The following is a 22088-nucleotide window of genomic DNA, read 5'->3' on the forward strand; positions in this document are numbered from 1 at the left end:
GTTATGTAAACTAATTGATTAAAAAAAAAGCTTTACTTCTCCCTCCAAGTGAAGTCGGGAAGTAAAGCCTGCTTTTGCGTTCGTGTGTTAGGACTGGCTGCGCAGTGCATGCTCGCGGATCATTTCCTGGGTCACGATCACGCGGGTCGGGGAAATGCCGTTGCGCGCATGGGCGTTGATGCGGGCCGACCATTCGTTTATTTCGTCTGTGGAGAAGGGCTGGCCGGCTGCGCAGAGCGCTGTCGCTTTCTCGATGGCGCGCTCGCGGGCCTCGTCCAGTTCTAGAAATCGCTCGAGGTGAGCGTTTTGTTTACGGATATGCGCCGTGATGGCTTCATGTGCATTCATGGTTCGCTGCTCCTTTATGTATGTCTCATATTTGAATTATAGGCGGGGAAGCAATGGAGATCAACAACCTTTTAATTACGGGCCGGATGTACCGTGAGCTTGAGATTTTGAAGGAGCGGAGGCCGGACAAGCAGTTTCGTTTTCTGGCCGAGTCGGAGGTGACGGAAGCGGACTTGGATTGGGCTGATGCTTATGTCGCTTTTAAGCCGGTGCCGACGTTTCATTTTGGATCCTTGCGGTGGGTCCATGCCCTGGGCGCAGGGGTCGACGCCTTCCTGTTCCGTAAGCCCTGGCAGTCGGATGTGCTGCTGACACGTACAACCGGGGAGTTCGGCCGCAAAATCGCGGAGTATTGCCTGGGCTATATAATGGCGGATTTAAATCAGCATGCGACGTTTGCCCGTCAGCAGGCGCGTTCGGAATGGACGCCCGCAGCGTCGCCTTTATTAAGCTCGATCCGAGCTGTGGTCTTCGGAACCGGCTCTATTGGACAAGAAATTGCCCGGGTATTATCGCTGCTTGGCGCCCAAGTTACCGGTATTTCCTTCAGCGGGGAGGCAAAGCCATTTTATAACCAGGTATGCAAACTGGACGCTATGGGGGATTGCTTAGCCCGAGCTGATTGGGTCATTAACACGCTGCCTTTGACGAATGCGACGCATCACCTGTTTAATCAGGCGCTGCTAGCTGAGCTGAATGGGGCGGGATTTATCAACGTTGGGCGCGGGCCATCGGTAGATACAAGAGCGATGCTGGACGCATTGGATCGCGGTTCGGTCCGGCTGGCCGTGTTGGATGTCTTCGAGGAGGAGCCGCTAGCCCCGGATTCGCCGCTCTGGTCGAGACCGGATGTCCAAATCACTCCGCACATTTCGGCGGTGACTAGTGTGGAGGAAGCTGCTGAAGGACTTCTAAGCACGCTCGAGCAGCTGGAAAAAGGCGCAACGCTCACCAATCAAGTGAATACGGAACGGGGATATTAGGGATGTCAAAAGCGCAAGAGCTATTCGATATTTACGACGAGCAGATGAATCACCTTGGAACGGCAACTCGAGGAGAGACGCATGCCAAAGGGTACTGGCATCGTTCCTTTCAGTGCTGGATTTGGACGGAGACGGCGGACGGTCCTCATGTCCTGTTCCAAAAGCGTCATCCGGACAAGGATACGCATCCTGAATTGTTGGATATCTCGTGCGCCGGTCATTTGTCGGCTGGTGAAGACGTAGAAGATGGGGTTCGAGAGCTGGCAGAGGAGCTGGGAGTGACGATTCAATTCGAGGAACTGATCGCTTGTGGAACCTTTCCCGTAGACAAGCATTTGTCAAATGGAGTTATTGACCGGGAGTTTTGCCATGTTTATCTGTATTGCTCGGATCAACCATTGGCGGACTATCAACTGCAGGAGGATGAAGTGACAGGGCTGTATCGGATGCCGCTGCAAGACATGCGTCGGATGATCGAAGGGACGGATGCGGGGGAGGCTTGGACCTTGTCCGGGGTTACTCGGGAACCGGATGGCAGGCTGGCGCAGAGGAAAATCGTGGTAAAAGCGGAGGATTTCGTACCGCATCCCAAGGCGTATTACGAGTTCGTGCTGCATGCAATCGATACTTACCGGCAGCCCGTTTAGCGAGGAAATAAATGATCGCTTACCGGGAAATGATGGCGGAAATTTCGAATCATTTCCCGGGCAAGCGCAATACTCGATTAAATTTTCGATTTTTCTGAATATTTCGACAAACGTGTCAATTTCAAATGATTTTAAGTGCGAACGGTTGTTTCTTAATGAGGTTAATTAATTCACGCTGATCGTCAAAAAAGTGCTCAAACCCGCGCCAGGCTTGACGTACACCAGCTCCTGCTTTCGATTCAGCTCATTGGTTCGCGCCATCCACGGTTCGACACAAATAAACGGTTTGCCGACAACCGACCACAGCACGACGGCTTGAAATTCCTTGCCATACGTCATCCGAATCGTTCGCTCCGCAGTAGGTGAGAACGCGATTTCCCTTTTTTCCGCTTCCAAAAATACAACCGATTCGACCGTATCATCCAAATCGATGACCTGTTGGCTGTACTCCTTCGTACTGTTATCGTTGTAATTGTAAAGCTTCCGCGCATCCGTCTCATAGGCCAATGCTTTTCGATCCGCAGCAAAATAAGGATGGAAGCCGGGGTACATCGGCATTTCGCTATCCGAGCGGTTGGCGTAATGCTGTTCGATCGTCAGCTGGCCATCTTTTAGCCGGTATGTAAACAGCAGCTCGAAGTCGAATGGGAACGACTCCCGGGTTTCCTCGCTGCTTGCCAATCGGAGTGTGATGACGGCGCTGTCCGTTACGTCGGTTCCGACTACCTCCCAGGGATTGATACGCGCGACACCGTGATTTTTCATCGCATAGTGCTGGCCGTTCCACTCATATTTCCCGTCCGTCAGCTGGCCAGAGATCGGGAAGAGCACGGGAATTCCTCCGCGAATATTGGCCGCTGGATCATAAAACGTCTCCTTGTCTAAATAGAGCAGCTCCTGCCCTTGAACTCCATAACTGATGACAATGCCGCCCCGCACCGGTGCTATTTTAAACCAGGAGTTCGTGCTGTGCTCGATTACTTCGTAGATGGGGAACCCATCCGTGTAGGTTTTGATTTCGTAATTGGACATCATTGCAGCTCCTTTCACATCATAAGGACATCATACCATAGGGAACGGCTTGGAGTTCAAATTTAGCAGGCTTTGGCACGTGCGTGTTTGCAATTGTAAAATGGTTGGTGCTGATCAGATGATGCGTATCATGCATAATATCTCAATCCTTGAAGATACTGGAAGTAACAAATCTCAAGTGGTGAGGTGCTATTCGCATGTGTGACCGATATTCGTTATCCGTGGAGCTGTCAGAGCTGACCGATTATTTTCAAATCGCCAGTGTCCGGTCGGCGTATCAGCCGAGGTACAATATTGCACCGACGCAGTCCGTGGCTGCGATCGTGAACGTAGAGGGGGAGCGGCGGTTGGAGTCGTTCCGCTGGGGGCTGATGCCGTTCTGGGCCAAAGATGCGGTGAATGCTGACAGTGAGTCAGTGATGGAGAAGAGGGCCTATCGCCGGATGTTCAGCAAGCAGCGCTGCATCATCCCTTGCAACGGGTTTTATATGTGGAGGCACGAGGGCAAGGTGAGCCAGCCGGTGAGGATCGTGCTTAAGGATCAAGGCGTGTTCGGGATGGCGGGCTTATATGACATCTGGCAAACCCCCAGCGGGAATGAAATTCGCACCTGCACCCTCATGACGACGCGCTCCAATCGGCTGATTTACGACTATGCTCCGGCAATGCCAGCGATATTGCGGGAGGAGGAGATGGCTTCTTGGCTCGATCCCGCGCGCAATAAGGAGCCGGACTACCTGCAAACACTGCTGAAGCCCTACCATCCCGAGCGGATGCGGGCTTATCCGGTGACCCCAAGACTGAGCGACTTGTCGCTTGAGTCGGAGGAGTGCTTCGATGAGGCATCGCTTCCCGCCAAATATGCTTTGTTGAAGTAAGGTGCGTTACTGCCCGTTTGACTTTATGAGTCGAGCGGGCTTATTTTTGTGTAGCTAATCATTTCGATGATTGGATTTAGATACTTATACCCGATTTTTCCCTTGCTGTGAGCAACGGTTGTAAAGTATCGTAAGTAGGAAGTATGGGAGAGGATGGATGACAATGGTATTTCCGTTGGAAGAAGCCACAATTGCAGAGCTGCAGGAAGCGATGGAATCCGGTAGGCTGACAGCTGCAGCGTTGGTGAAGAGCTGTATTGCAAGAATTGCAGCGTATGACAAGCAAGGCCCGAAGCTGAACTCGGTGCTGGAGCTCAATCCGGATGCGGTGGCGATTGCTGAAGCATTGGATCACGAGCGGAAACGCCAGGGTGCAAGAGGGCCGCTACATGGCATTCCGGTTCTTTTGAAGGACAATATTGATACAGGGGATAAAATGCACACCAGTGCAGGCTCCATCGCCCTCGCGGAGCATTATGCGGCGCAAGATGCTTTTCTGGCTGCACGCTTGAGAGAGGCTGGGGCTGTCCTGCTTGGGAAGCTCAATATGACGGAGTGGGCGAACTACATGACCGTGGGCATGCCGGGAGGGTACAGCTCGCGCGGCGGGCAAGTGCTGAATCCGTACAGCCCTGGTCAATTCCCTACCGGCGGCTCAAGCGCGGGGTCGGGTGTGGCGGTTGCCGCAGGCTTTGCGCCGGTGGCGGTGGGGACTGAGACGTCGGGCTCCATTCTTAGCCCGGCCGTCAACAATTCGGTCGTCGGAATTAAGCCGACGCTCGGGCTGATCAGCCGCTTCGGTGTCATCCCGCTTGCGCACAGCCAAGACACGGCAGGGCCTCTGGCTCGTACCGTAGCAGATGCTGCTTATTTACTGAACGGGATGACGGGCTTTGATCCGGCCGATTCGGTGACGGGTGCTTCGATTGGACGGGTACCGGACAATTATGCTGCGTTTTTGGACAGGGATGGGCTTCGAGGTGCACGAATTGGTGTACCGCGTAAGGTTTATCATGACAAGCTTACCGAGGAGGAAAAGGAGCTGTTCGAGCAGCTTCTTGGACGGATGCGTGAGGCGGGAGCCGTAATTGTCGATCAGGTAGATATTCCATCGGCAGAAGCGCTGGCTGATTTGCAATCCTCGGTGTTCCGTCATGAGTTCAAGGCGGATCTCAATGCGTATCTGGGAAAGCTTGCTCCACACTTGCCTGTCCATTCGCTGAGAGAGCTCATTGTTTACAATGCTAAGCATTTTGAGAAAACGCTAAAATATGGCCAAGTTCATCTGATGGCCGCAGAGGAAACTTCAGGGACTTTAACGGAAGCACAGTATTTGGAGGATCGGATGAGGGATTTGCGTCTATCCAGAGAAGAGGGGATTGACTTCGTGCTGGCGGAGCATCGTCTGGACGCACTGCTATTCCCGACGACGACAGGTGCTGCCATTGCTGCCAAGGCAGGGTATCCGTCTGTCGCTGTACCAGGGGGATACACGTCGTCGGACGGTAAGCCGTTTGGCATCTGCTTTACCGGTTCCGCGTACAGTGAGCCGACACTGATTAAGCTGGCATACGCGTTTGAACAGGCTGGCGAGCCGCTGCGCGTGCCGCCGATATTGGAGCGGTAGGACCGAGTAAGTGCGGGAAGTTTCCCGCACATGCCGCCCACGCAAGCGGGATTGAGCCGAAAAAGCGGGAAAAGTCCCTCACATGCCGCCTGAGCACGGCGTTCAGCAGCGCCAACGCAAATTAAAGAACCTCAATTCCCATATCCATGGGAGTTGAGGTTCTTTCCACGCTTACGCGCTTAAAATCTGCTCGATCCGCTCCAGTACATCGGTGCTGAGCACGATGCCGGAGGCGGCGCAGTTTTCGACTACCTGCTGTGGACGACTCGCACCCACGAGGGCGCTTGCGATGTTGTCCTGGCGAAGGATCCAGGCCAGCGCCAGCTGCGACACCTGAATGCCGAGCTCATCGGCGATGCCGATCAGCTGCTCCACCTTGAGCAGCTTGCTCTCGCTCAGCTGAGTCTCGCCCCAATCCTTGCTGGCCGCGCGGCTCTCGGCAGGGATGGCTTGTCCCCGGCGGTATTTGCCGGTCAGCAGTCCTTGAGCCAGTGGGGAGAAGACGACTTGGCCGATGCCTTTTTCGATACCGGTTGGAATGACGTCCTTCTCAATATAGCGGTTAAACATGTTATATACCGGCTGGTTGACCACGATCTTGTCCAGCAGGTAACGGTCGGCGATGCCCAGCGCATCGACCATTTGTGCCGCTGTCCACTCACTGACTCCGACATACAGCGCTTTGCCCTGTGTCACCAGGTCGTCGATCGCACGAAGCGTTTCCTCGAGCGGTGTCTCCGGATCGTAGCGGTGGCAGTAGTAAATGTCCACATAGTCTGTTTGCAGCCGCTTCAAGCTGGCGTGGCATTGCTCGATCACATGCTTGCGGGATAGCCCGCGATCGTTCGGCCCGTCACCCATTGGCCAGAATACTTTGGTGGCCAGCACGTACGAGTCCCGTGGGTAGGCCTTCAGCACCTCACCCATGAGTACTTCGGCGGCGCCGCGCTCGTACACATTCGCCGTATCAAAAAAGTTCACACCCAAATCATAAGCCTGCTCAATGGAGCGGATCGCGTTGTCATTTTCCACATAGCCGCCATAGGTCATCCAGCTGCCAAGGCTGATTTCACTGACCTTGAGTCCTGTTCTTCCTAATTTCCGGTATTTCATCGTATCGTTCCCTCCAGCAATCAAAAATGGTTTCAATATGTACAGGAGCCATTGTATACGAATTGAGAAAAGATTCAAAGTAGTGAAAAATTCGTGCATTAGTTACCCGTTCAGATCTTTACTTACCTGGAGGTAAGTAGGTTATATTCATTTCAGCACTTCTAATCAGGCGCTAGATTATATTATGATGGAGTAGTATTGCGAGTTTCCAAACTAAGGAGTCTGTTCGCTTGTCGGACAGATCACAGGAGGCATGCGCGGGATGATTAAACGGATTGGGCATTTGGCGCTGACAGTTCAGGATATGGAGCGATCCCTGCAGTTTTACTGCGGCGTGCTGGGATTTAAACAGGCTTTTGAGCTGCATAATGATAAAGACGAGCCATGGATCGTATATATTAAAGTGTGCGACGGCCAATTTATCGAGCTCTTCTATGGGGGCGAAAATAAGCCGGAGCCTGTGACGAAACCGATTGGCTTCAACCATCTTTGCCTGGAAGTAGACGATATCCATGAAATCGCGGCACATTTGAAAGCCCAAGGAATCACGCTCGATGTAGAGCCGAAAAAAGGAAAAGACGGCAACGATCAATGCTGGGCCAAAGACCCGGACGGGAACCGCATCGAGTTTATGCAGATGAACCCGGGATCACCACAGATGAGAAGCTAATAGAAAGAAGGATGCACGGTGGCGGCAAAATTTTGCATGGAATGCGGGCAACCGCTGGAATTACGCGATTTTCTGGGAACGGAACGCCTTGCATGTACTGGGGAAGGTTGTAAGTTCGTGCATTGGGGAAACTATAGTATCGGAGTCGGCGCATTAGTGCTGCGCGATGAAAAGGTGCTGCTAGTGCGCAGAGCGATCGAGCCCGGAAAAGGCAACTGGACGAATCCCGGCGGCTACATCGAGCAGCATGAGCCGATCGAAGAAACGATTGTGCGCGAAGTGTATGAGGAAAGCGGCGTACGGGCGAAGGTCAGAGAGATCGTCGCTGTGCGCGACCAACCGCGAGACATACATAACGTTTATATCGCTTTTGCGATGGAATACCAAGAAGGCGACCCCGTTCCGGACGGTGTTGAATCGGACGGCGCGGGCTTTTTCAGCCTGGAGGAAATGAAAGAGATGAAGGTCGCCGGCTTTACCCAGTGGCTGGTTAATATTGCCTTGAACCAAACAGGGGCCGGCCTGAAGGCCGATAAGTCGCCGATCGTACCGGTGAATGGACACGGATTTTCGATCCTCAACGATTAATCATCAGACCATCAGCTAAAAGGAGGCAGTTCCACATGCTTAAGCGAACTATGGGCAACCTTGGTTATGAAAGCTCCGTCGTCATGTTTGGCGCCGCGAGTCTCGGGAAAGTGACGCAGGAGGAAGCGGACCAATCGATTACGTTTGCCCTTCAGCATGGTGTCAATCATTTTGATACGGCGGCTAGCTACGGCGATGCCGAAGTGCGGATGGGCCCGCTTATGAGCAAGCACCGGGACCAAATCTTCCTCGCAACCAAGACCGGCGAGCGGACCAAGGAGAAGGCGAAGGAGCAAATTTATCGCTCCCTGGAGCGTCTGCAGGTCGATAACGTCGATCTGCTGCAGCTGCACGCCATCGGCGATTTGACGGAGCTGGATAAAGCGCTGGGTAAAGGCGGGGCGATTGAAGCCGCGATCGAAGCGAAGGAAGAGGGCATTATCAAAGCGATTGGCATCACCGGCCATGGCCATCTTGCACCAAGCACGCATCTGGAGGCGCTTCGCCGCTATCCGTTCGAAACCGTGCTGACGCCGCTCAACTACCGGCTGTACTCTATGCCGGAGTACCGGGAAGCATTCGATGCGCTGCAGGAAGAAACGATGAAACGCAATGTTCCGCTGCGCGTCATCAAAGCGATTGCCAAAGCGCCTTGGGGTCAAGATCAGCAAAGAACCTATGCGACTTGGTATGAGCCGTTCGATGAGCAGCAGTTGATCGACGCCTGTGTGCAATTTGTGCTCTCCTTCGAAGGCGTCTGTGGGTTTGCCACCGCCGGAGACATTCATCTGTTCCCGAAAATTGTGGATGCGGTGAACCGCTATGAGCCTGGGAAGCGAGCGGAGGCGGAGCAGGTGCTGGCGCAAGTTGCGCGGTATGAGAGCCCGTTCGGTGCCCCGACTTCAATAGCTTAAACATAAAAACCTTGAGGCGATCAGCAATGGCTGACGATTCGCTTCAAGGTTTTTTCAACAATGAAATTAATTAACAACGTAAATGATCTACTTCATTAATTAACTGCTTTCTTTAATACGATCAATCGCTTCCGCCATCGTTTTATCGGTTAAGTGCGCATAAATTTGCGTTGTTTCGGGGGAAGCGTGACCGAGCTGCTCCTGCGTTTTATACAGGTCATTGCGCAAATAATAGTCCGTAGCAAACGAATGCCGCAGCTTATGGACGGATAAATACGGCTTGCCGAACCGTTTGGCATACTTCATCACCATTTCTTGAATCGCCCGCTTGGTCATCCGCTCGCCTTCTTTCTTGCCATTGGCGATGGCTAGGAAGAGGGCTTTTTCCCGCTTCACCGGCTTGTACTGCAGACCGCGCAGCTCGATATACAGGGACAGCTCGTCAATCGCTTCCTGCCGGAAATAGACGGGGGTTTTGAACGTATCGTCATTTTTACCCTTGCGGTACACGTAGGCCAGCTTCTTTTTGAGATCGATATCGTCCAGGTTCAGGTTGACAACCTCAGACACGCGCAAGCCGGAATTCAGAATCAGGCTGACGATACAAGCGTCCCGTGTCTTATTCAGCTCGTGTGAATACAGCGCTTGTTTGTTCTTGGCGACATCGACGGGATAGCCGGTTTTAATATAGTCGATGAATTCGTCAATTTCAAACTCCTGCAGCAGCTTGCCCTCCAGCTTCGCGGCGGTGTCCTTCGGCTTGTGCGTCCGCTTGATTTCCACCTTGGCCATGACATTTCGTTTCAGCAGCGGATAAAAATTTTCGTCCTCCGCGATTTGGCTCAAATAGTGGAATAACGAACGAAGCGAGGACAGCTTGCGGGAAATGGTTGTTTTCGTGTTCGCTTGTTCTTTGCGGGTGGCCAGGAACATTTTGAAATTATCGATGCTTTCCATGTGCAGTCTTTCGAGATCCACAATCGGGATGTCCTTGATCACCGGTGCGGTTGTGAGCCCTTCGGCAATCAGCCAGGAAAGAAACGCTTCATAGTCTCGAACATACTCCAGCAAGGAGGAGGGAGACAGGTCCGGCAGCTTATAGTTAATAAATTTCTCCACATACCAGGGCATCGCAGGCAGCTTCTTTTCCAGCTCGGTGCGGTCCTTGACTTTAATGACATTCATGGCTTCAATCACCTCTTCTGTCCATAGCATACCATGTTTTGGCATCGGTTTCGAACACATTCAGCACATTAAATCTACAGCAACTCCGCTGTCGCCGTACCCAATGAGGGGCAACTTTTCTATGCTAAGAAAGAAGTCTATTGCAGAGGGATGGATGGCATGTACGAAAAAATGAAGCTGCTGGCCAAATGGAGGCTGCACCGGTTTTATTCGAAGCATTCTGGCATTGCTGCTTATTTGCCTCCGACAACGATGCTGAACGTGAAAACGTTGACCCGCTATTTGAATGACTACGGGACCGTATACGTCAAAGCAAGCACGCAGCATCAGGGGAGAGGCGTTGTCAAGGTATGGCAGGCGGATGAGGGCTATCGCTTCGTTCGGGTACGCGGGAAGATCAATAAGGCCGCGACGGTGCAGGAGCTGGTACAGCGAATAAAAAGCGGCAATCCCAAGCAGACGTTTATCGTGCAAAGAGCCATTGATCTGGCCAAGGTGAAGGGAAAAGTCTTCGATATCCGGGTCATGATGATGCGCGACGGCGAGCGGAAGTGGCAGTACGGAGGCATGGTGGCGAAGGTGGCCGGGCAGGGAAGCGTCGTTTCCAATGTTCAGCAGGGCCGCGGATACGTAATGTCGGTCGATCAAGCGCTGCGCCAGTCACTTAACTACGATGAGGAACAGATTGAGCGCGTGAAAAAAGAGCTCATCTCGCTAAGCCGAACGATAATGAAGCATTCGAAGTCGTATCCGTTTTTCTCTTTCCAATGCGGGATCGATTTGGCTGTCGATACGAATGGAAAAGTGTGGATCATCGAAGTCAATCTTCACAATCCGGCACACTCACTGTTCAAAAAGCTGAAGAACAAAACCTTTTACAGACGCATTGGGCGATTGTATTGGGCATATCGGAAAAAGCATAAAAAAATCATATGATGAGTTACGCAAAACAAGGTTACATAACAAATGTTATGTAACCTTGTTTTTATCTGTCTCGGCCTGAATAGAACCATGGGTAATAAAGTGGTATAATTAAGACATTGTAAAGAGGTGATGCATATGGTGAAGAAAAATCGACCGCAAGCCGCGAAAACTCCCGCCGCTCAGGATAAGCCTGCGACGCTGAAGGATCTGCTGAATCCGGATGTGGTGAATCGGCTGAAGGCGCAGTCGGATCAGATGCGTGCGGAGGAGGAGAAGCAGCGGGCCGAGGCCAGACAAAAGGCGGCGGATGCTCAGAAAGCGGAACAGAAGCGGCGCGAGAACGACTTCGAATATTTGTTGAATAACAGTAAGGATTTTAAAAAGTATGACTAAAGTGGAATGGGTGACAAGCTAACGGCCGGCAAAGAATCATTAATGACATTTACTATTAAGGATGCTAAAATCAAAAATCCGATTACAAATCTGCAGCCTTACCTTGGTGCCGTAGGCCACGTGGTCATTCTAAGTGCCGACGCCGAGCAGCATCTCCATGTTCACCGTTCCTTTTGTCATTCAAGTGCCGTGAACATAAAACCTTAACTTGACAGTAAGTAACAGCTGGATAATAATGGGGATGTAAGCGGTTAACGCAACGATCGTTATGTGGGTGGAGTCCAGAGAGAACCCGAACATTACGACTTCTTCTTTAGGGAGAGGTATAATGTTTCGGGTTTTTTTGTTGCCCGCCGCTTGCGGAGAGTTGGATTCTGAGGGGAGGGAGGGAAGCGAGAAGGCAGGTCAGTTCAATGCGCATGTTCCAATGGCAAGCTCATTTTGAATGGAGGTATTGTTCGTATGTATCAAGTTTCTGTATCAAGCCCTTTAATAAAGCCAATCAAGCTTCTGACTTCCGTTGTTCTCTCCATCCTGATTTGGAGCTTGTCGGTGCTGCCCGTGTTTGCGGCTACACCTGCGACAACGGTAAACGCTTCGGCCACCCTTGCGTACACGCTCAAAGGATTGAACCACAATCTGAATGTGCAAAAATTTTACGTCGCCTCCACGTATCTATACGTCACTCAGCGCTCGGGGTCAAACTGCTATTTGTCCAGATTGCTGATGAGCGGAAGCACCGCGACATACGTGGATGAGATGACGATCACCAATGCGGGCCATTGCCAAACGCTGGATATGTACACCTACAACGGCATCAATTATTTATATTTCAGCTCCAAAGCTGATACAGATCCTACCTACTACTGGTCTCTCCAAGTAGCCAGATTGGAATATTCGCCTGGCACTACTGTTGATTACACCGACCTGCACCGGTTCACTTATATGAACTACGCCGACACGACCGGCACCAGCCTAGGGACAACCTATCGGGTTGATGCCGGCGGCAACAGCACCTATACCGTGTTCCGCGTCCAGACGGAGGAGGGAACCGTCACTTGGTCCATTTATGACACGGTCGCTTTGAACCAGCTGCTGGACAGCAATGAGCAGGTGCAAATGAACAGTGCGGCCGCAGTGAGTGCCTGTGTTACTAGCTTCACGCAGTCAGGGACTGAAATCGTTAGGCCCAACGGGTCGTTCCAAGGTGTAGATATGCTTGATAAAACCAAAATCTTCACCTCTGGCGGTGCGGCAGGTGATACCCCTCAAATTGCGATGATGGACAACACGGGAGCTTACAAAACGCTTGCGAACATTACCAATGTGGGAATGTACGAAATCGAGGGTGTACAGACGAAAGATAGCAGAGTTTATTTCAATATCGTTCCAGACACCGTGAATAAACAAAATACGCAAAAAATCTACTACGTGGCTGACAGCATCTTTTAATCTCTGTATAAAAAAGAAAGGGCATCTCAACCCCGTTGAGATGCTCTAATCATTTAAGCCTTTGCCACTCATAATTTGCGGCATATATTTTTCTATCCTGGACACTCTTGTTTTGGATTGCTTGGCCTCGGCAAAATGAAGAAGGTAAGCTCTCTGCCGCCCCGGTGTCAACGCTTCAAATGCCGTTTTCAAGTCGGGGTGTTCATCGAATTTCGTTTGCAGCTCTTCGGGAACCGGGAATTCGGTGCTCTTTTTAAACGACACTTCCAGCCCGGCTTTTTCCACTTCAATGGCTTCATAAATATAGGCCTTCAAAATGTCTTCCATGGCCGCGATTTCTTGCACGTTGGTGAATCGGATCTGGCGCGCCGCTTGAACATTCTCGGTTTGCTGGATTAGAATCCCATGGGTATCCTTGAGCAAGGCACCTTTGTGAAACAGAAGCGCACAGTACTCTTTAAAGCCGTGGATTAACACGATGTTTTTATCCTGTAATGTGTAACAAGGATGCATCCACTTGAAATCTTCGGTTAACTCACAGTCAAGCACAATCTCTCTCAGCTTCTCGAATTCGTCCTTCCACTGCTTGGCCTTTCTTAAAAATCCATCCACCTTAGGATTCAATGTGCTGTTGGTCATCTAAGAGCACCTCGCTTCAATGGTTTCTTCCACATATTGTCTTTACATGATTATACATCAACCTTTACGTTTGGCAATCTCTTCGGTAACGACGAACGCCAGCTCCTCATTGCCGAACAGCGACAAGACGCCTAGCACCGTGGCATCCGGTACTTCGCCAGCTTCTTCCTTCGGCACGGTCAGCTCAAGCACCTGCTGCAAAGCGGGATTCGCCTCTTGGTCCGGGTAAGCACGCGTGTACAGAACCGCTGGATCGAGCTCATGATTCACGCACCACTGTGCGAAAACAAGAATCATCATTTGCTCCTCCTGCTGGAAGTTGCGGATGATTTGTTCTTCCATCTCTTTTTTGTTCATCGAATGGGGCTCCTTTGCTTGCTGTCTCTAGTATTTTAATGTACTGGCATCCGCGAAGGAACGCAAGTAGAGTGTCTAACGGCAGGGGCTTTCATCCCTTGACTAATCTTAGAGAATGGAGTAAAGTGGAAAAAATTATTGATATGCACAATAGCAACGACCAAGGATCTGACGTTTCGTACCGGTTGTACAGAGAGGAGGCCCCCGGCTGCAAGGCTTCCCGACACGATGAAACGATTCCCACCTTGAGAGCTGCAGCGGCGAACCTGTAAGAGGACAGTAGCCGCTTCCGGGAGCATCCCGTTATCCGATGGAGTCCTGTCATGAGGCAATGGCGGGAAATTAGGGTGGTACCACGAGCGCATTCGTCCCTTACGAGTGCGTTTTTTTGTTTTTTAATGAAGTCTTTTTCCAGGAGGAGATAACGATGCGACAAAGTACACTGCTTATACCTACCTTACGTGAAGCGCCGGCGGATGCGGATACGGCCAGCCACCAGCTAATGCTTCGCGCAGGCATGATCCGGCAGGTAGCGGCCGGGATTTATACGTATTTGCCGCTCGGCTGGCGCGTGTTGAAAAAAATCGCGGACATCGTGCGCGAGGAAATGGATGAGGCCGGGGCGCAGGAGCTGCTCATGCCAGCGATGCAGCCCGCAGAGCTGTGGCAGCAATCCGGGAGGTACTCGGCCTACGGGCCGGAGCTGATTCGTCTTCATGACCGCCATGGCAGGGAGTTCGCGCTGGGGCCAACGCATGAGGAGGTTATCACGACGCTTGTTCGGGGCGAAGTCAGCTCCTATCGCCAGCTGCCGCTCAATTTGTATCAAATTCAAACGAAGTTCCGCGACGAACGCCGTCCCCGCTTCGGATTGCTGCGCGGCCGGGAATTTCTGATGAAGGACGCGTACTCCTTTGACGCGGATGCAGCGGGCTTGGAGATAGCTTACCGGCGGATGTATGAAGCCTACCATCGGATTTTTACACGGCTCGGACTGAACTTCCGAGCGGTGGAGGCCGATGCGGGGGCGATTGGCGGAGAGGGGGGCACTCATGAATTTATGGCGCTCGTGGACATCGGCGAAGATACGGTCGTGGCTTGCAGCGATTGCGGCTATGCCGCCAATCTGGAGAGGGCGGAGCAGGGACGGAGGGGAGCAAGCTTCAGCTTAGATTCATCCGCCGCTTCTTCCGATAAAAGCGAGATCGAGAGCCTGCACACGCCGGACCTGCATTCAATTGAGGAGCTTACCGCTGCATTAGGTGCTACCGCCAACCAGCTTATAAAAACGCTGATCTATAAAGCTGACAATGGTCAGGTGTGTGCTGTCTGCGTGCGGGGAGACCATGAAGTGAACGAGATCAAGGTGAAAAATCATCTGGGAGTGGATTCGGTCGAGCTGGCGGATGCGCAAACAGTACAGAAGGTTACCGGCGCTCCTGTAGGCTTTGCCGGACCGATGGGGTTAACGATTCCGGTCTTGGTGGATCATGACGTTGCTCAAATGCCATCCTGTATTACGGGAGCGAATAAACAGGATTACCATCTGGCCCATGTGCGTCCTGGCCGCGATTTTACGCTCACTCAGGTCGGGGACTTCCGCAATGCTTGTGAGCACGAACCATGTCCGCGTTGTGCGGAGGGGACGCTGCATTTTTACCGCGGGATTGAGCTCGGTCATGTGTTTAAGTTGGGCACGAAGTACAGTGCACCGCTTGGCGCGAAGTACGTTGACCGCACCGGCCAAGAGCAGGTAATGATGATGGGCTGCTATGGCATTGGCGTTTCACGCGTAATGACGGCGATTGTGGAGCAGCATCACGATGCTAACGGTGTGATCTGGCCAGCTTCAATCGCTCCATACCAGGTGCATATTGTGCCGATTTCGGTGAAGGATGAGGTGCAGTGGGACTTGGCGAAGATGATCTATGACCGGCTGCGCCAAGCGGGGATCGAAGTGCTGCTCGATGACCGCGACGAGCGTCCTGGAGTAAAGCTGAAGGATGCCGATCTAATGGGCAGCCCATTCCGGATCGTCGTGGGCAAAGGGGCAGGCGAGAAGCGCATCGAGTTCAAGGAGCGGGGGACGCCGGAGGCGGCAAGCATGACCGTGGACGAGGGGATAACGTGCATTCTTAATGCCGTTAACAAAATGTAAGGAAGAAAAACCGACTGCGTGCGAGCGAGTGCAGCCGGTTTTTTCCACTTAATAGGTGAACACGAGCTTGACTGCAGCTGCGATTTTCAGCTCCCCCGGCTGAATCGGAGTGGCGGAAGCCATCGCGAATTTGGCCATCGGCAATGGAGACGGCTCGGCTCCCAGCGAACGCTCCTGCACCTGCACGGGAACCGGGTACAAGGTTACACCAAGCGCGCCGGCAATCGTTAAAGCCTTCAATCGCGCGTCTGCGACAGCTTCAGCCAGTGCTTGACGATAATGCTGCTCCGGATGCGCCATGGCAAATTGGATGCTGTTGACTTGGTTTGCGCCGCTTGCAACTGCAGTGTCCACCACAAGGCCGGTTCGATCCACGTTTGGTATCGTAATTTGCAGCATATGAGTCACTTGATAGCCGCGAAAGGTTTGATGGCCATCGGCGTAATCATATTGCGTATCGATGCGGTAGGTGACGGTTTGCATTTGCTCTTTCGGGATGCCTAATTTGGTTAACGCGCTTAGAATGCTCGTGACGGCGTCGGCGTTTTCTTTTTGGGCGACGCTAAGGCTTACATTTTCCGTAATGGCTCCGAGTACGATCACGGCTTTGTCCGGGGCTGCCGTTGACGAGCCTTCTCCAATCACCTCAAGGGTATTTCTCTGGCCGGAGGGCACCGCTTGCGTCATCGTCATCGCGGGGGCATAAGACATGGCAGGGTAATAATTCATAGGTCACATCCTTTACTTCAACTGTTAACCGTTGTCAGTGTATTGGCTTCTTATTACTAGTCATATGGCGGGAAGTAGGAATGATGCTCATGAAATGTGCGGCTACGAAAAATGTCGAAAATATGTTATATTGATAGGACGTTTATTTTTTTATCTCAAAGCTGGAGGTTCTCTCGTATTGGAACGGTATCCTTTTACTCATGATCCGTCGCAGCCTTTCCTGCCGCAAGTAGGCGATTGGGTGGCGGATGTGTTTTACGATATTTTGCCTGAAGCCGGGTTTGAGGTTCGGGATGAGCAGATTTATATGGCGTTTCAGCTGGAGCGCGCCTTTGCAGAGAAGAAGACGATGTTCGCAGAAGCCGGGGTAGGAACGGGCAAAACACTGGCCTACCTGCTGTATGCGGTCTGCTATGCGAGGTATATGCGCAAGCCGGCGATCATCGCCTGTGCGGACGAGTCCTTGATCGGCCAGCTGGTCAAGCCGGAAGGCGATATCGCGAAGCTGGCGGAGCATGTGGGCCTTGCGATTGACGCCCGCTTAGGTAAGTCGCAGCATCAGTATGTGTGCTTGAATAAGCTGGAGGACGCCCGCTTCCGAGATGAGGAATCGGAGCTGTTTGATGACGTATACGACGCGCTGCCTGATTTTGTCTACTCCCACGATACGCTACAGGCGTTTCATGCGTATGGCGACCGCAAGGATTATCCGCATTTGACGGATGAGCAGTGGAATAAAATCAACTGGGACACCTTCCAAGACTGTTTTGTGTGCGACAAGCGCCATCGCTGTGGACAGACGCTCTCCCGGGATCACTATCGGCGCTCCTCGGATTTGATCATTTGCTCGCACGATTTTTATATGGAGCATGTTTGGACTTACGAGGGACGCAAGCGGGAAGGGCAGCTGCCGCTCCTGCCGGATCACTGTGCGGTTATTTTCGACGAAGGGCATTTGCTAGAATCGGCGGCGCAGAAAGCGTTAACGTACAAGCTGAAGCATAACGTCTTCGAAGAGCTGATTACCCGGCTGCTGAATGGGGAAATCCGGGAATCGCTGGCCGTGCTGATCGATGAAGCGATCCTGCAGAGCGAGATGCTGTTCGCCGACATTGTGCGTCACTGTACACCGATTGCGGGATCGGACCGGTTGCATATACGGTGGGACGAGCCGCTGCTGCAAGCCGTGAACCAGTTCCGTAACGTGCTCGCCACGATTGAGGATGAGCTGGTTTTTGAAGGCGGATTGCACACGTTAAACGACTATGAGCTGAAAATCGTCGAGGAGCATCTGGAGATGATGCAGCGGGCGCTCAGCTTGTTTCAGCAGTCGGATAAGCTGATCACTTGGGCGATGGAAAGCGATAACGGACTCACCTTGTCCATCATGCCAAGAGCGGTCAAAGAGGTGCTGCGCGAGCGGGTGTTTGGGGCGAAGATGCCGATTGTTTTTTCCTCGGCGACGCTGTCGGTGCAGGGTTCCTTCCGCTATGTGGCGGATAGCTTGGGGATCGAGGACTATATGTCTTTCTCGGTTGCCTCACCGTACGATTATGCCAATCAGATGGAGGCTGTTGCGCCGGCTTGGGCTTCGGAGGATCATTTTAACGAAAAAATGATTGCTGCCGTCCATCTGCTTCAACGAACCGAGGGTCGCGCGCTGCTGCTGTTCTCGAGCAAGGATGAGCTGCTGCGATTTAAGCAGGAGATCGGGCGGTTCCCGGAATGTGCCGGACTTCGCTTCTTGTATGAAGGCGAGCAGGAGATCACGCATCTGATCGCTGCCTTCCAGCACGACGAGCCAAGTGTGCTATGTGCGGTCAGCTTGTGGGAAGGGCTCGATGTGCCGGGGCCATCGCTGTCGAACGTGATCGTCTGGTCGCTGCCTTTTCCGCCACAGGATCCGGTGTTCATGGCCAAACGGAGCGCCTCGGCTGCGCCGTATGAAGAGGTGGATCTTCCATACATGCTGCTTCGCCTGCGCCAAGGGCTGGGTCGCTTGATTCGCTCCCGTGATGATCACGGGATTGTGGCTATTTTTAGCGAGGAGCTGCATCAAAAGCAGGCGCTTCGTACTTCGATCGAGGCCGTGCTGCCGCAAGGTGTAGAGCTGCAAGAGACGCTTGCGTAAGCGGATGGCGGTCTCATAGGCAAGAATGGATAGCCCGGACACATCGGTACAGACTGCATAGATTGGTATCAGTCCAAGTCAGTCGAACCAGTCCATCAGCGAAGGATGTGATCCGTGGTGCCACAAGAGATTACGATTGCTGCTGTCGGGGATATTTTGATGTCGACGAGCTTGATTGAATCCTCGAAGCGGGATAGTGATATGTATGATTTTAGCTCAATCTTTCGCCATGTCGCTCCGATGCTCCAGCAGGCAGACCTGACGATCGGCAATCTGGAAATTCCGCTGGCTGGCCGGGAGAAGCGATATACGAAGAAAAATCATCGGACCGGGTTTTATATGTTCAATTGCCCGGACGAGCTCGCCCAGGCTTTGAAGGACACCGGATTTGACGTGCTCACGACGGCGAATAACCATTGCATGGACCGGGGCATTAAAGGGCTGAACCGCACTTTAGTTGTGCTGGATCAGCTCGGTATCGCGCATACCGGAACGTACCGGACGAAGGAAGACGCACAACAGTTTACGATACAAGAGGTCGAAGGCATCAAGGTGGGCATTCTCGCTTACAGCAAAAGCACGAACAAAATTCCGGTGCCAAGCCATCAAACATGGTGCATCAATCTGACCGATGAGCGCAAGATGCTCTCCGATCTAAAGGAATTGAAGAAGCACGTCGATCTCGCCGTGGTTTGTGTTCATTTCGGAGTCGAATACAAGCATATGCCCAGCCTGAAGCAAAAACGCATCGTCCATTCGCTGCTTGCCGCAGGAGCTGATATTATTTTAGGGTCGCATCCGCATGTTATTCAGCCCGCGGTGTACCTGGAGAACAAGCAGTTTGTCGTGTACTCGATGGGCAATTTTATCTCGACCACGCTGAATAATAATCCTTATACACGTAACGGCGTCATCGTTCAACTGCGCGTGACGAAGGATGAGGATGGACGCATTACGATTGCGGAGCCGGAATTTACTCCTACTCGGGTTTGTAAACAGGTGGTTACCAAAGGAAGAAGATACCAGGTCGTTCCGATTCCTCAAGTGGGCATTGCGAGACAGGCGGGGAAGAAAGGCGAGGAGCTCCGATCGGCTGCCAAACATACGCTGCGGATGCTGCGATCTGAAGTCGAGTAGCAAAGGTGTTGCAATCCTCACTCGGCTTGCATATAATAACTAATTGACTATAGAGTGAAGGAGTGGAAATATGTCCTGTCTCGATTTCGGTTGGCTGCAGCGGTGCCATCTTCGATATTCATTGACACCTATTTCCATTTCACTTCAACACTGAAGCATTTGATGCTTTGGTGTTTTTTTTTGCACATAACCGGAGGTGGCATGCGATGTTGAGGTACAAACGAGTGTTAATCAAGCTGAGCGGTGGAGCGGTGGCGGGTAGCAGCGAATTCGGGTTTGATCCGGGGCGGCTGGAGCATATTGCAGCGGAGATTTTGTCCGTCGTGGAGCTTGGGGTAGAGGTATCGCTAGTCGTCGGCGGGGGGAACATTTTCCGGGGCAACATGGCGGAAAGCTGGGGAATTGAGCGGGCCGAGGCGGATAATATCGGAACGCTGGCTACGGTGGTCAACAGCTTGATGCTCAGGGGCGTGCTGAAAGCGAAGACGGAACGCGAGGTGCGCGTCATGACGGCCTTACCGATCGCGTCGGTTGCGGAGCCGTACATTCGGTTACGGGCCATTCATCACTTGGAAAAAGGATACATCGTCGTCTTCGCGGGCGGCAATGGGCAGCCGTATGTTACGACGGATTATCCCTCGGTGCAGCGGGCGATTGAGGTGAACTGCGAGGCGCTCCTCGTCGCCAAGCAAGGGGTGGACGGCGTATTTACGGCCGACCCGAAGCAGCATCATGACGCGAGGCAGTATAAGACGCTGCATTATAACGATGTGATCCAGCGGGATCTGAAGGTGATGGATCAGTCGGCCTTCATCCTGGCGAGAGATTACCGACTGCCGATTCATGTGTTCAACTTCGACCGCGTCGGGTCGATGAAGGAGATCTGCCTTGGGATCGACAATGGCACGCTGATTAGCGGCAGCTCAGAGCTGTCTTTTGTGGAATAAGCTAAATGGCTAGAAGAGTCATGTATGGGGCATAAACGAACAACCCTAGCCTTGGGGGAGGTTAGGGTTGTTTGCTTTTCCATTCGATTAGAAAATTCGATGCTTCCAGCCACTAAGCTTGGCGAATGCTTCAACATAGTAATAGTCGCCATAGATCAACGACACATCGATGTTCATGCCGGCCGGCTTGTTGCCGGTGCCATGCAGCAAAATCGCCTCGTGCTCCGGCTGATCCCAGGTCGCATAGTTTTCCGTCAGCGAGTGGAGGATCTTCTTTGCCGAATCCAGATAGAACCTCGCCTCGGCTTCCGGCACATGGTTCATGATTTCAAGCAGGCCGGAGGCGGCAATAGCGCCTGCCGAGCTGTCGCGCGGCTCGCTCTCGAGATGGTCTGCGCGGAAATCCCAGTGCGGGACATGGTCGTCCGGCAGGGAGGCGAGGAAGAAGTGCGCCACCCGCTTCGCTGCTTCGAGGTATCGGATGTCGCCGGTGTAGCGGTACGTATTGGCAAAGCCATAAATTGCCCAAGAAGCACCGCGGCTCCAGGCCGATTGAGGAGCAAAGCCTTGACCGCCCAAGGCTTCAACAACTTTGCCTGTTTCCGGGTCGAACACGACGATGTGGTTGGTGGACCCGTCAGGACGGACGAAATGCTCCAGCGCCGTATTCGCATGCGCGATGGCAATCTGCTTGAAGCGCGGGTCTTTGGACACGTCCGATGCCCAGAACAGCAGGGACAGATTCATCATGCAATCGACGATCGCCCAGCCGATCCGGTCCATGTTCCACGCGCGGATGAAGCCGCCCGCCAGGTTAAAGCGCCCCGTAAGGAAGTTGGCCGCTTCCAAACCCCGGCGCAAGCCGTCTTCGTCGCCCGTGAGCGTATGCTTGATGACCGCGGTAGGGAGGAACTGGAAGCCAACGTCGTGGTGCAAGCCTTGTCCAGGGCCGACCAGTGCTTTGGCAAACCATTGCTCAATATCTGCATCCCAATCCCATGCGGCGTCGCGATATTGCTTTTTCCCGGTCACATCATGCATAATCCACAGCAGTCCTGGCCAAAATGCGGAGGTCCAGGCATGCGACGGCGTATCGTCGTATTTTCCGTCTTCCTTGGCAACATGCGGGCATTTGCTCCCGATTTGCTCGATCATGCGGTCTACCTTGGCTTGCAGTCGTTCCATTACGTTGTCGATGTAAGCTTGATTCATGGATGATGGCCTCCTAATCGATTA

23 protein-coding genes are annotated in these 22088 nt (G+C 52.7%); 15 read left to right on the forward strand and 8 right to left on the reverse strand.

Annotated features, from left to right (window positions below; genetic code table 11):
• Positions 1-87 precede the first annotated feature (87 nt).
• Positions 88-348: a DUF2533 family protein gene (locus tag FPZ49_RS24730; RefSeq protein ID WP_144852142.1), complete on the reverse strand. Its 261-nt coding sequence runs from the start codon at positions 346-348 to the stop codon at positions 88-90.
• Positions 349-401: 53 nt separating this feature from the next.
• On the opposite strand from FPZ49_RS24730, the gene FPZ49_RS24735 reads away from it, so the two are divergent.
• The gene (locus FPZ49_RS24735; protein WP_144852145.1) at positions 402-1331 is read left to right on the forward strand and encodes a D-2-hydroxyacid dehydrogenase; all 930 of its coding nucleotides are present in this window, start codon (positions 402-404) and stop codon (positions 1329-1331) included.
• A gap of 2 nt (positions 1332-1333) precedes the next feature.
• Positions 1334-1978, forward strand: a complete 645-nt coding sequence (locus tag FPZ49_RS24740) for an NUDIX hydrolase (RefSeq protein WP_144852148.1) — start codon at positions 1334-1336, stop codon at positions 1976-1978.
• Between the two features lie 165 nt (positions 1979-2143).
• Here FPZ49_RS24740 and FPZ49_RS24745 read toward each other — a convergent pair whose 3' ends face one another.
• Positions 2144-3010, reverse strand: a complete 867-nt coding sequence (locus FPZ49_RS24745) for an aldose epimerase family protein (RefSeq protein WP_144852224.1) — start codon at positions 3008-3010, stop codon at positions 2144-2146.
• 197 nt (positions 3011-3207) lie between these two features.
• Here FPZ49_RS24745 and FPZ49_RS24750 point away from each other — a divergent pair, with 197 nt between their 5' ends.
• Entirely contained in the window at positions 3208-3888 is a 681-nt protein-coding gene (locus tag FPZ49_RS24750) for an SOS response-associated peptidase (RefSeq protein WP_144852151.1), read from the forward strand.
• Positions 3889-4051: 163 nt separating this feature from the next.
• Complete coding sequence (locus FPZ49_RS24755; RefSeq protein ID WP_144852227.1) at positions 4052-5515, forward strand: amidase family protein; 1464 nt, start codon at positions 4052-4054, stop codon at positions 5513-5515.
• Positions 5516-5686: 171 nt separating this feature from the next.
• Here the strand turns inward: FPZ49_RS24755 and FPZ49_RS24760 are convergent, their stop codons facing one another.
• On the reverse strand, positions 5687-6628 hold the full coding sequence (locus FPZ49_RS24760) for an aldo/keto reductase family protein (protein WP_144852153.1): 942 nt from the start codon (positions 6626-6628) through the stop codon (positions 5687-5689).
• Between the two features lie 262 nt (positions 6629-6890).
• On the opposite strand from FPZ49_RS24760, the gene FPZ49_RS24765 reads away from it, so the two are divergent.
• The 3 genes from FPZ49_RS24765 (at position 6891) to FPZ49_RS24775 (ending at position 8800) form a co-directional block, all read left to right on the forward strand.
• Positions 6891-7298, forward strand: a complete 408-nt coding sequence (locus FPZ49_RS24765; RefSeq protein WP_144852156.1) for a VOC family protein — start codon at positions 6891-6893, stop codon at positions 7296-7298.
• A 117-nt stretch (positions 7299-7415) separates the two neighbouring features.
• Positions 7416-7886 (forward strand): NUDIX domain-containing protein, encoded by a 471-nt coding sequence (locus tag FPZ49_RS24770; protein WP_261381598.1) that lies wholly within the window; start codon positions 7416-7418, stop codon positions 7884-7886.
• A gap of 35 nt (positions 7887-7921) precedes the next feature.
• On the forward strand, positions 7922-8800 hold the full coding sequence (locus FPZ49_RS24775) for an aldo/keto reductase (RefSeq protein WP_144852162.1): 879 nt from the start codon (positions 7922-7924) through the stop codon (positions 8798-8800).
• 99 nt (positions 8801-8899) lie between these two features.
• Here FPZ49_RS24775 and xerS read toward each other — a convergent pair whose 3' ends face one another.
• Entirely contained in the window at positions 8900-9985 is a 1086-nt protein-coding gene (xerS, locus tag FPZ49_RS24780) for a tyrosine recombinase XerS (RefSeq protein ID WP_144852165.1), read from the reverse strand.
• A gap of 159 nt (positions 9986-10144) precedes the next feature.
• On the opposite strand from xerS, the gene FPZ49_RS24785 reads away from it, so the two are divergent.
• From FPZ49_RS24785 to FPZ49_RS24800, 3 genes are all read left to right on the forward strand, one after another.
• On the forward strand, positions 10145-10921 hold the full coding sequence (locus FPZ49_RS24785; RefSeq protein ID WP_186446068.1) for a YheC/YheD family protein: 777 nt from the start codon (positions 10145-10147) through the stop codon (positions 10919-10921).
• Positions 10922-11044: 123 nt separating this feature from the next.
• On the forward strand, positions 11045-11302 hold the full coding sequence (locus FPZ49_RS24790) for a YqkE family protein (protein WP_144852171.1): 258 nt from the start codon (positions 11045-11047) through the stop codon (positions 11300-11302).
• A gap of 462 nt (positions 11303-11764) precedes the next feature.
• The gene (locus FPZ49_RS24800) at positions 11765-12754 is read left to right on the forward strand and encodes a helveticin J family class III bacteriocin (RefSeq protein WP_144852177.1); all 990 of its coding nucleotides are present in this window, start codon (positions 11765-11767) and stop codon (positions 12752-12754) included.
• 45 nt (positions 12755-12799) lie between these two features.
• Here FPZ49_RS24800 and FPZ49_RS24805 read toward each other — a convergent pair whose 3' ends face one another.
• Both FPZ49_RS24805 and FPZ49_RS24810 read right to left on the reverse strand, forming a co-directional pair.
• Entirely contained in the window at positions 12800-13393 is a 594-nt protein-coding gene (locus FPZ49_RS24805; protein WP_144852179.1) for a YdeI/OmpD-associated family protein, read from the reverse strand.
• A gap of 57 nt (positions 13394-13450) precedes the next feature.
• Positions 13451-13750, reverse strand: a complete 300-nt coding sequence (locus tag FPZ49_RS24810; protein WP_144852182.1) for a hypothetical protein — start codon at positions 13748-13750, stop codon at positions 13451-13453.
• Between the two features lie 98 nt (positions 13751-13848).
• Between FPZ49_RS24810 and FPZ49_RS35995 the strand changes: the two genes are divergently transcribed.
• Both FPZ49_RS35995 and FPZ49_RS24815 read left to right on the forward strand, forming a co-directional pair.
• Positions 13849-14022: a hypothetical protein gene (locus FPZ49_RS35995; protein WP_186446069.1), complete on the forward strand. Its 174-nt coding sequence runs from the start codon at positions 13849-13851 to the stop codon at positions 14020-14022.
• Between the two features lie 155 nt (positions 14023-14177).
• Positions 14178-15908 (forward strand): proline--tRNA ligase, encoded by a 1731-nt coding sequence (locus FPZ49_RS24815; RefSeq protein WP_144852185.1) that lies wholly within the window; start codon positions 14178-14180, stop codon positions 15906-15908.
• A 48-nt stretch (positions 15909-15956) separates the two neighbouring features.
• Here the strand turns inward: FPZ49_RS24815 and FPZ49_RS24820 are convergent, their stop codons facing one another.
• Positions 15957-16637, reverse strand: coding sequence for an SIMPL domain-containing protein (locus FPZ49_RS24820; RefSeq protein ID WP_261381599.1), 681 nt, complete (start codon positions 16635-16637; stop codon positions 15957-15959).
• 178 nt (positions 16638-16815) lie between these two features.
• On the opposite strand from FPZ49_RS24820, the gene FPZ49_RS24825 reads away from it, so the two are divergent.
• From FPZ49_RS24825 to pyrH, 3 genes are all read left to right on the forward strand, one after another.
• Positions 16816-18768, forward strand: a complete 1953-nt coding sequence (locus FPZ49_RS24825; RefSeq protein ID WP_144852189.1) for an ATP-dependent DNA helicase — start codon at positions 16816-16818, stop codon at positions 18766-18768.
• A 117-nt stretch (positions 18769-18885) separates the two neighbouring features.
• Positions 18886-19905, forward strand: a complete 1020-nt coding sequence (locus FPZ49_RS24830; protein WP_144852192.1) for a CapA family protein — start codon at positions 18886-18888, stop codon at positions 19903-19905.
• Between the two features lie 206 nt (positions 19906-20111).
• On the forward strand, positions 20112-20852 hold the full coding sequence (gene pyrH, locus FPZ49_RS24835; RefSeq protein WP_186446070.1) for a UMP kinase: 741 nt from the start codon (positions 20112-20114) through the stop codon (positions 20850-20852).
• Between the two features lie 87 nt (positions 20853-20939).
• Here the strand turns inward: pyrH and FPZ49_RS24840 are convergent, their stop codons facing one another.
• Entirely contained in the window at positions 20940-22064 is a 1125-nt protein-coding gene (locus FPZ49_RS24840; protein ID WP_144852195.1) for a glycoside hydrolase family 88 protein, read from the reverse strand.
• Positions 22065-22088 lie beyond the last annotated feature (24 nt).

Origin of the sequence: Paenibacillus cremeus (genome assembly GCF_007786445.1) — a bacterium.
Taxonomy (GTDB): Bacteria; Bacillota; Bacilli; order Paenibacillales; family NBRC-103111; genus Paenibacillus_G; species Paenibacillus_G cremeus.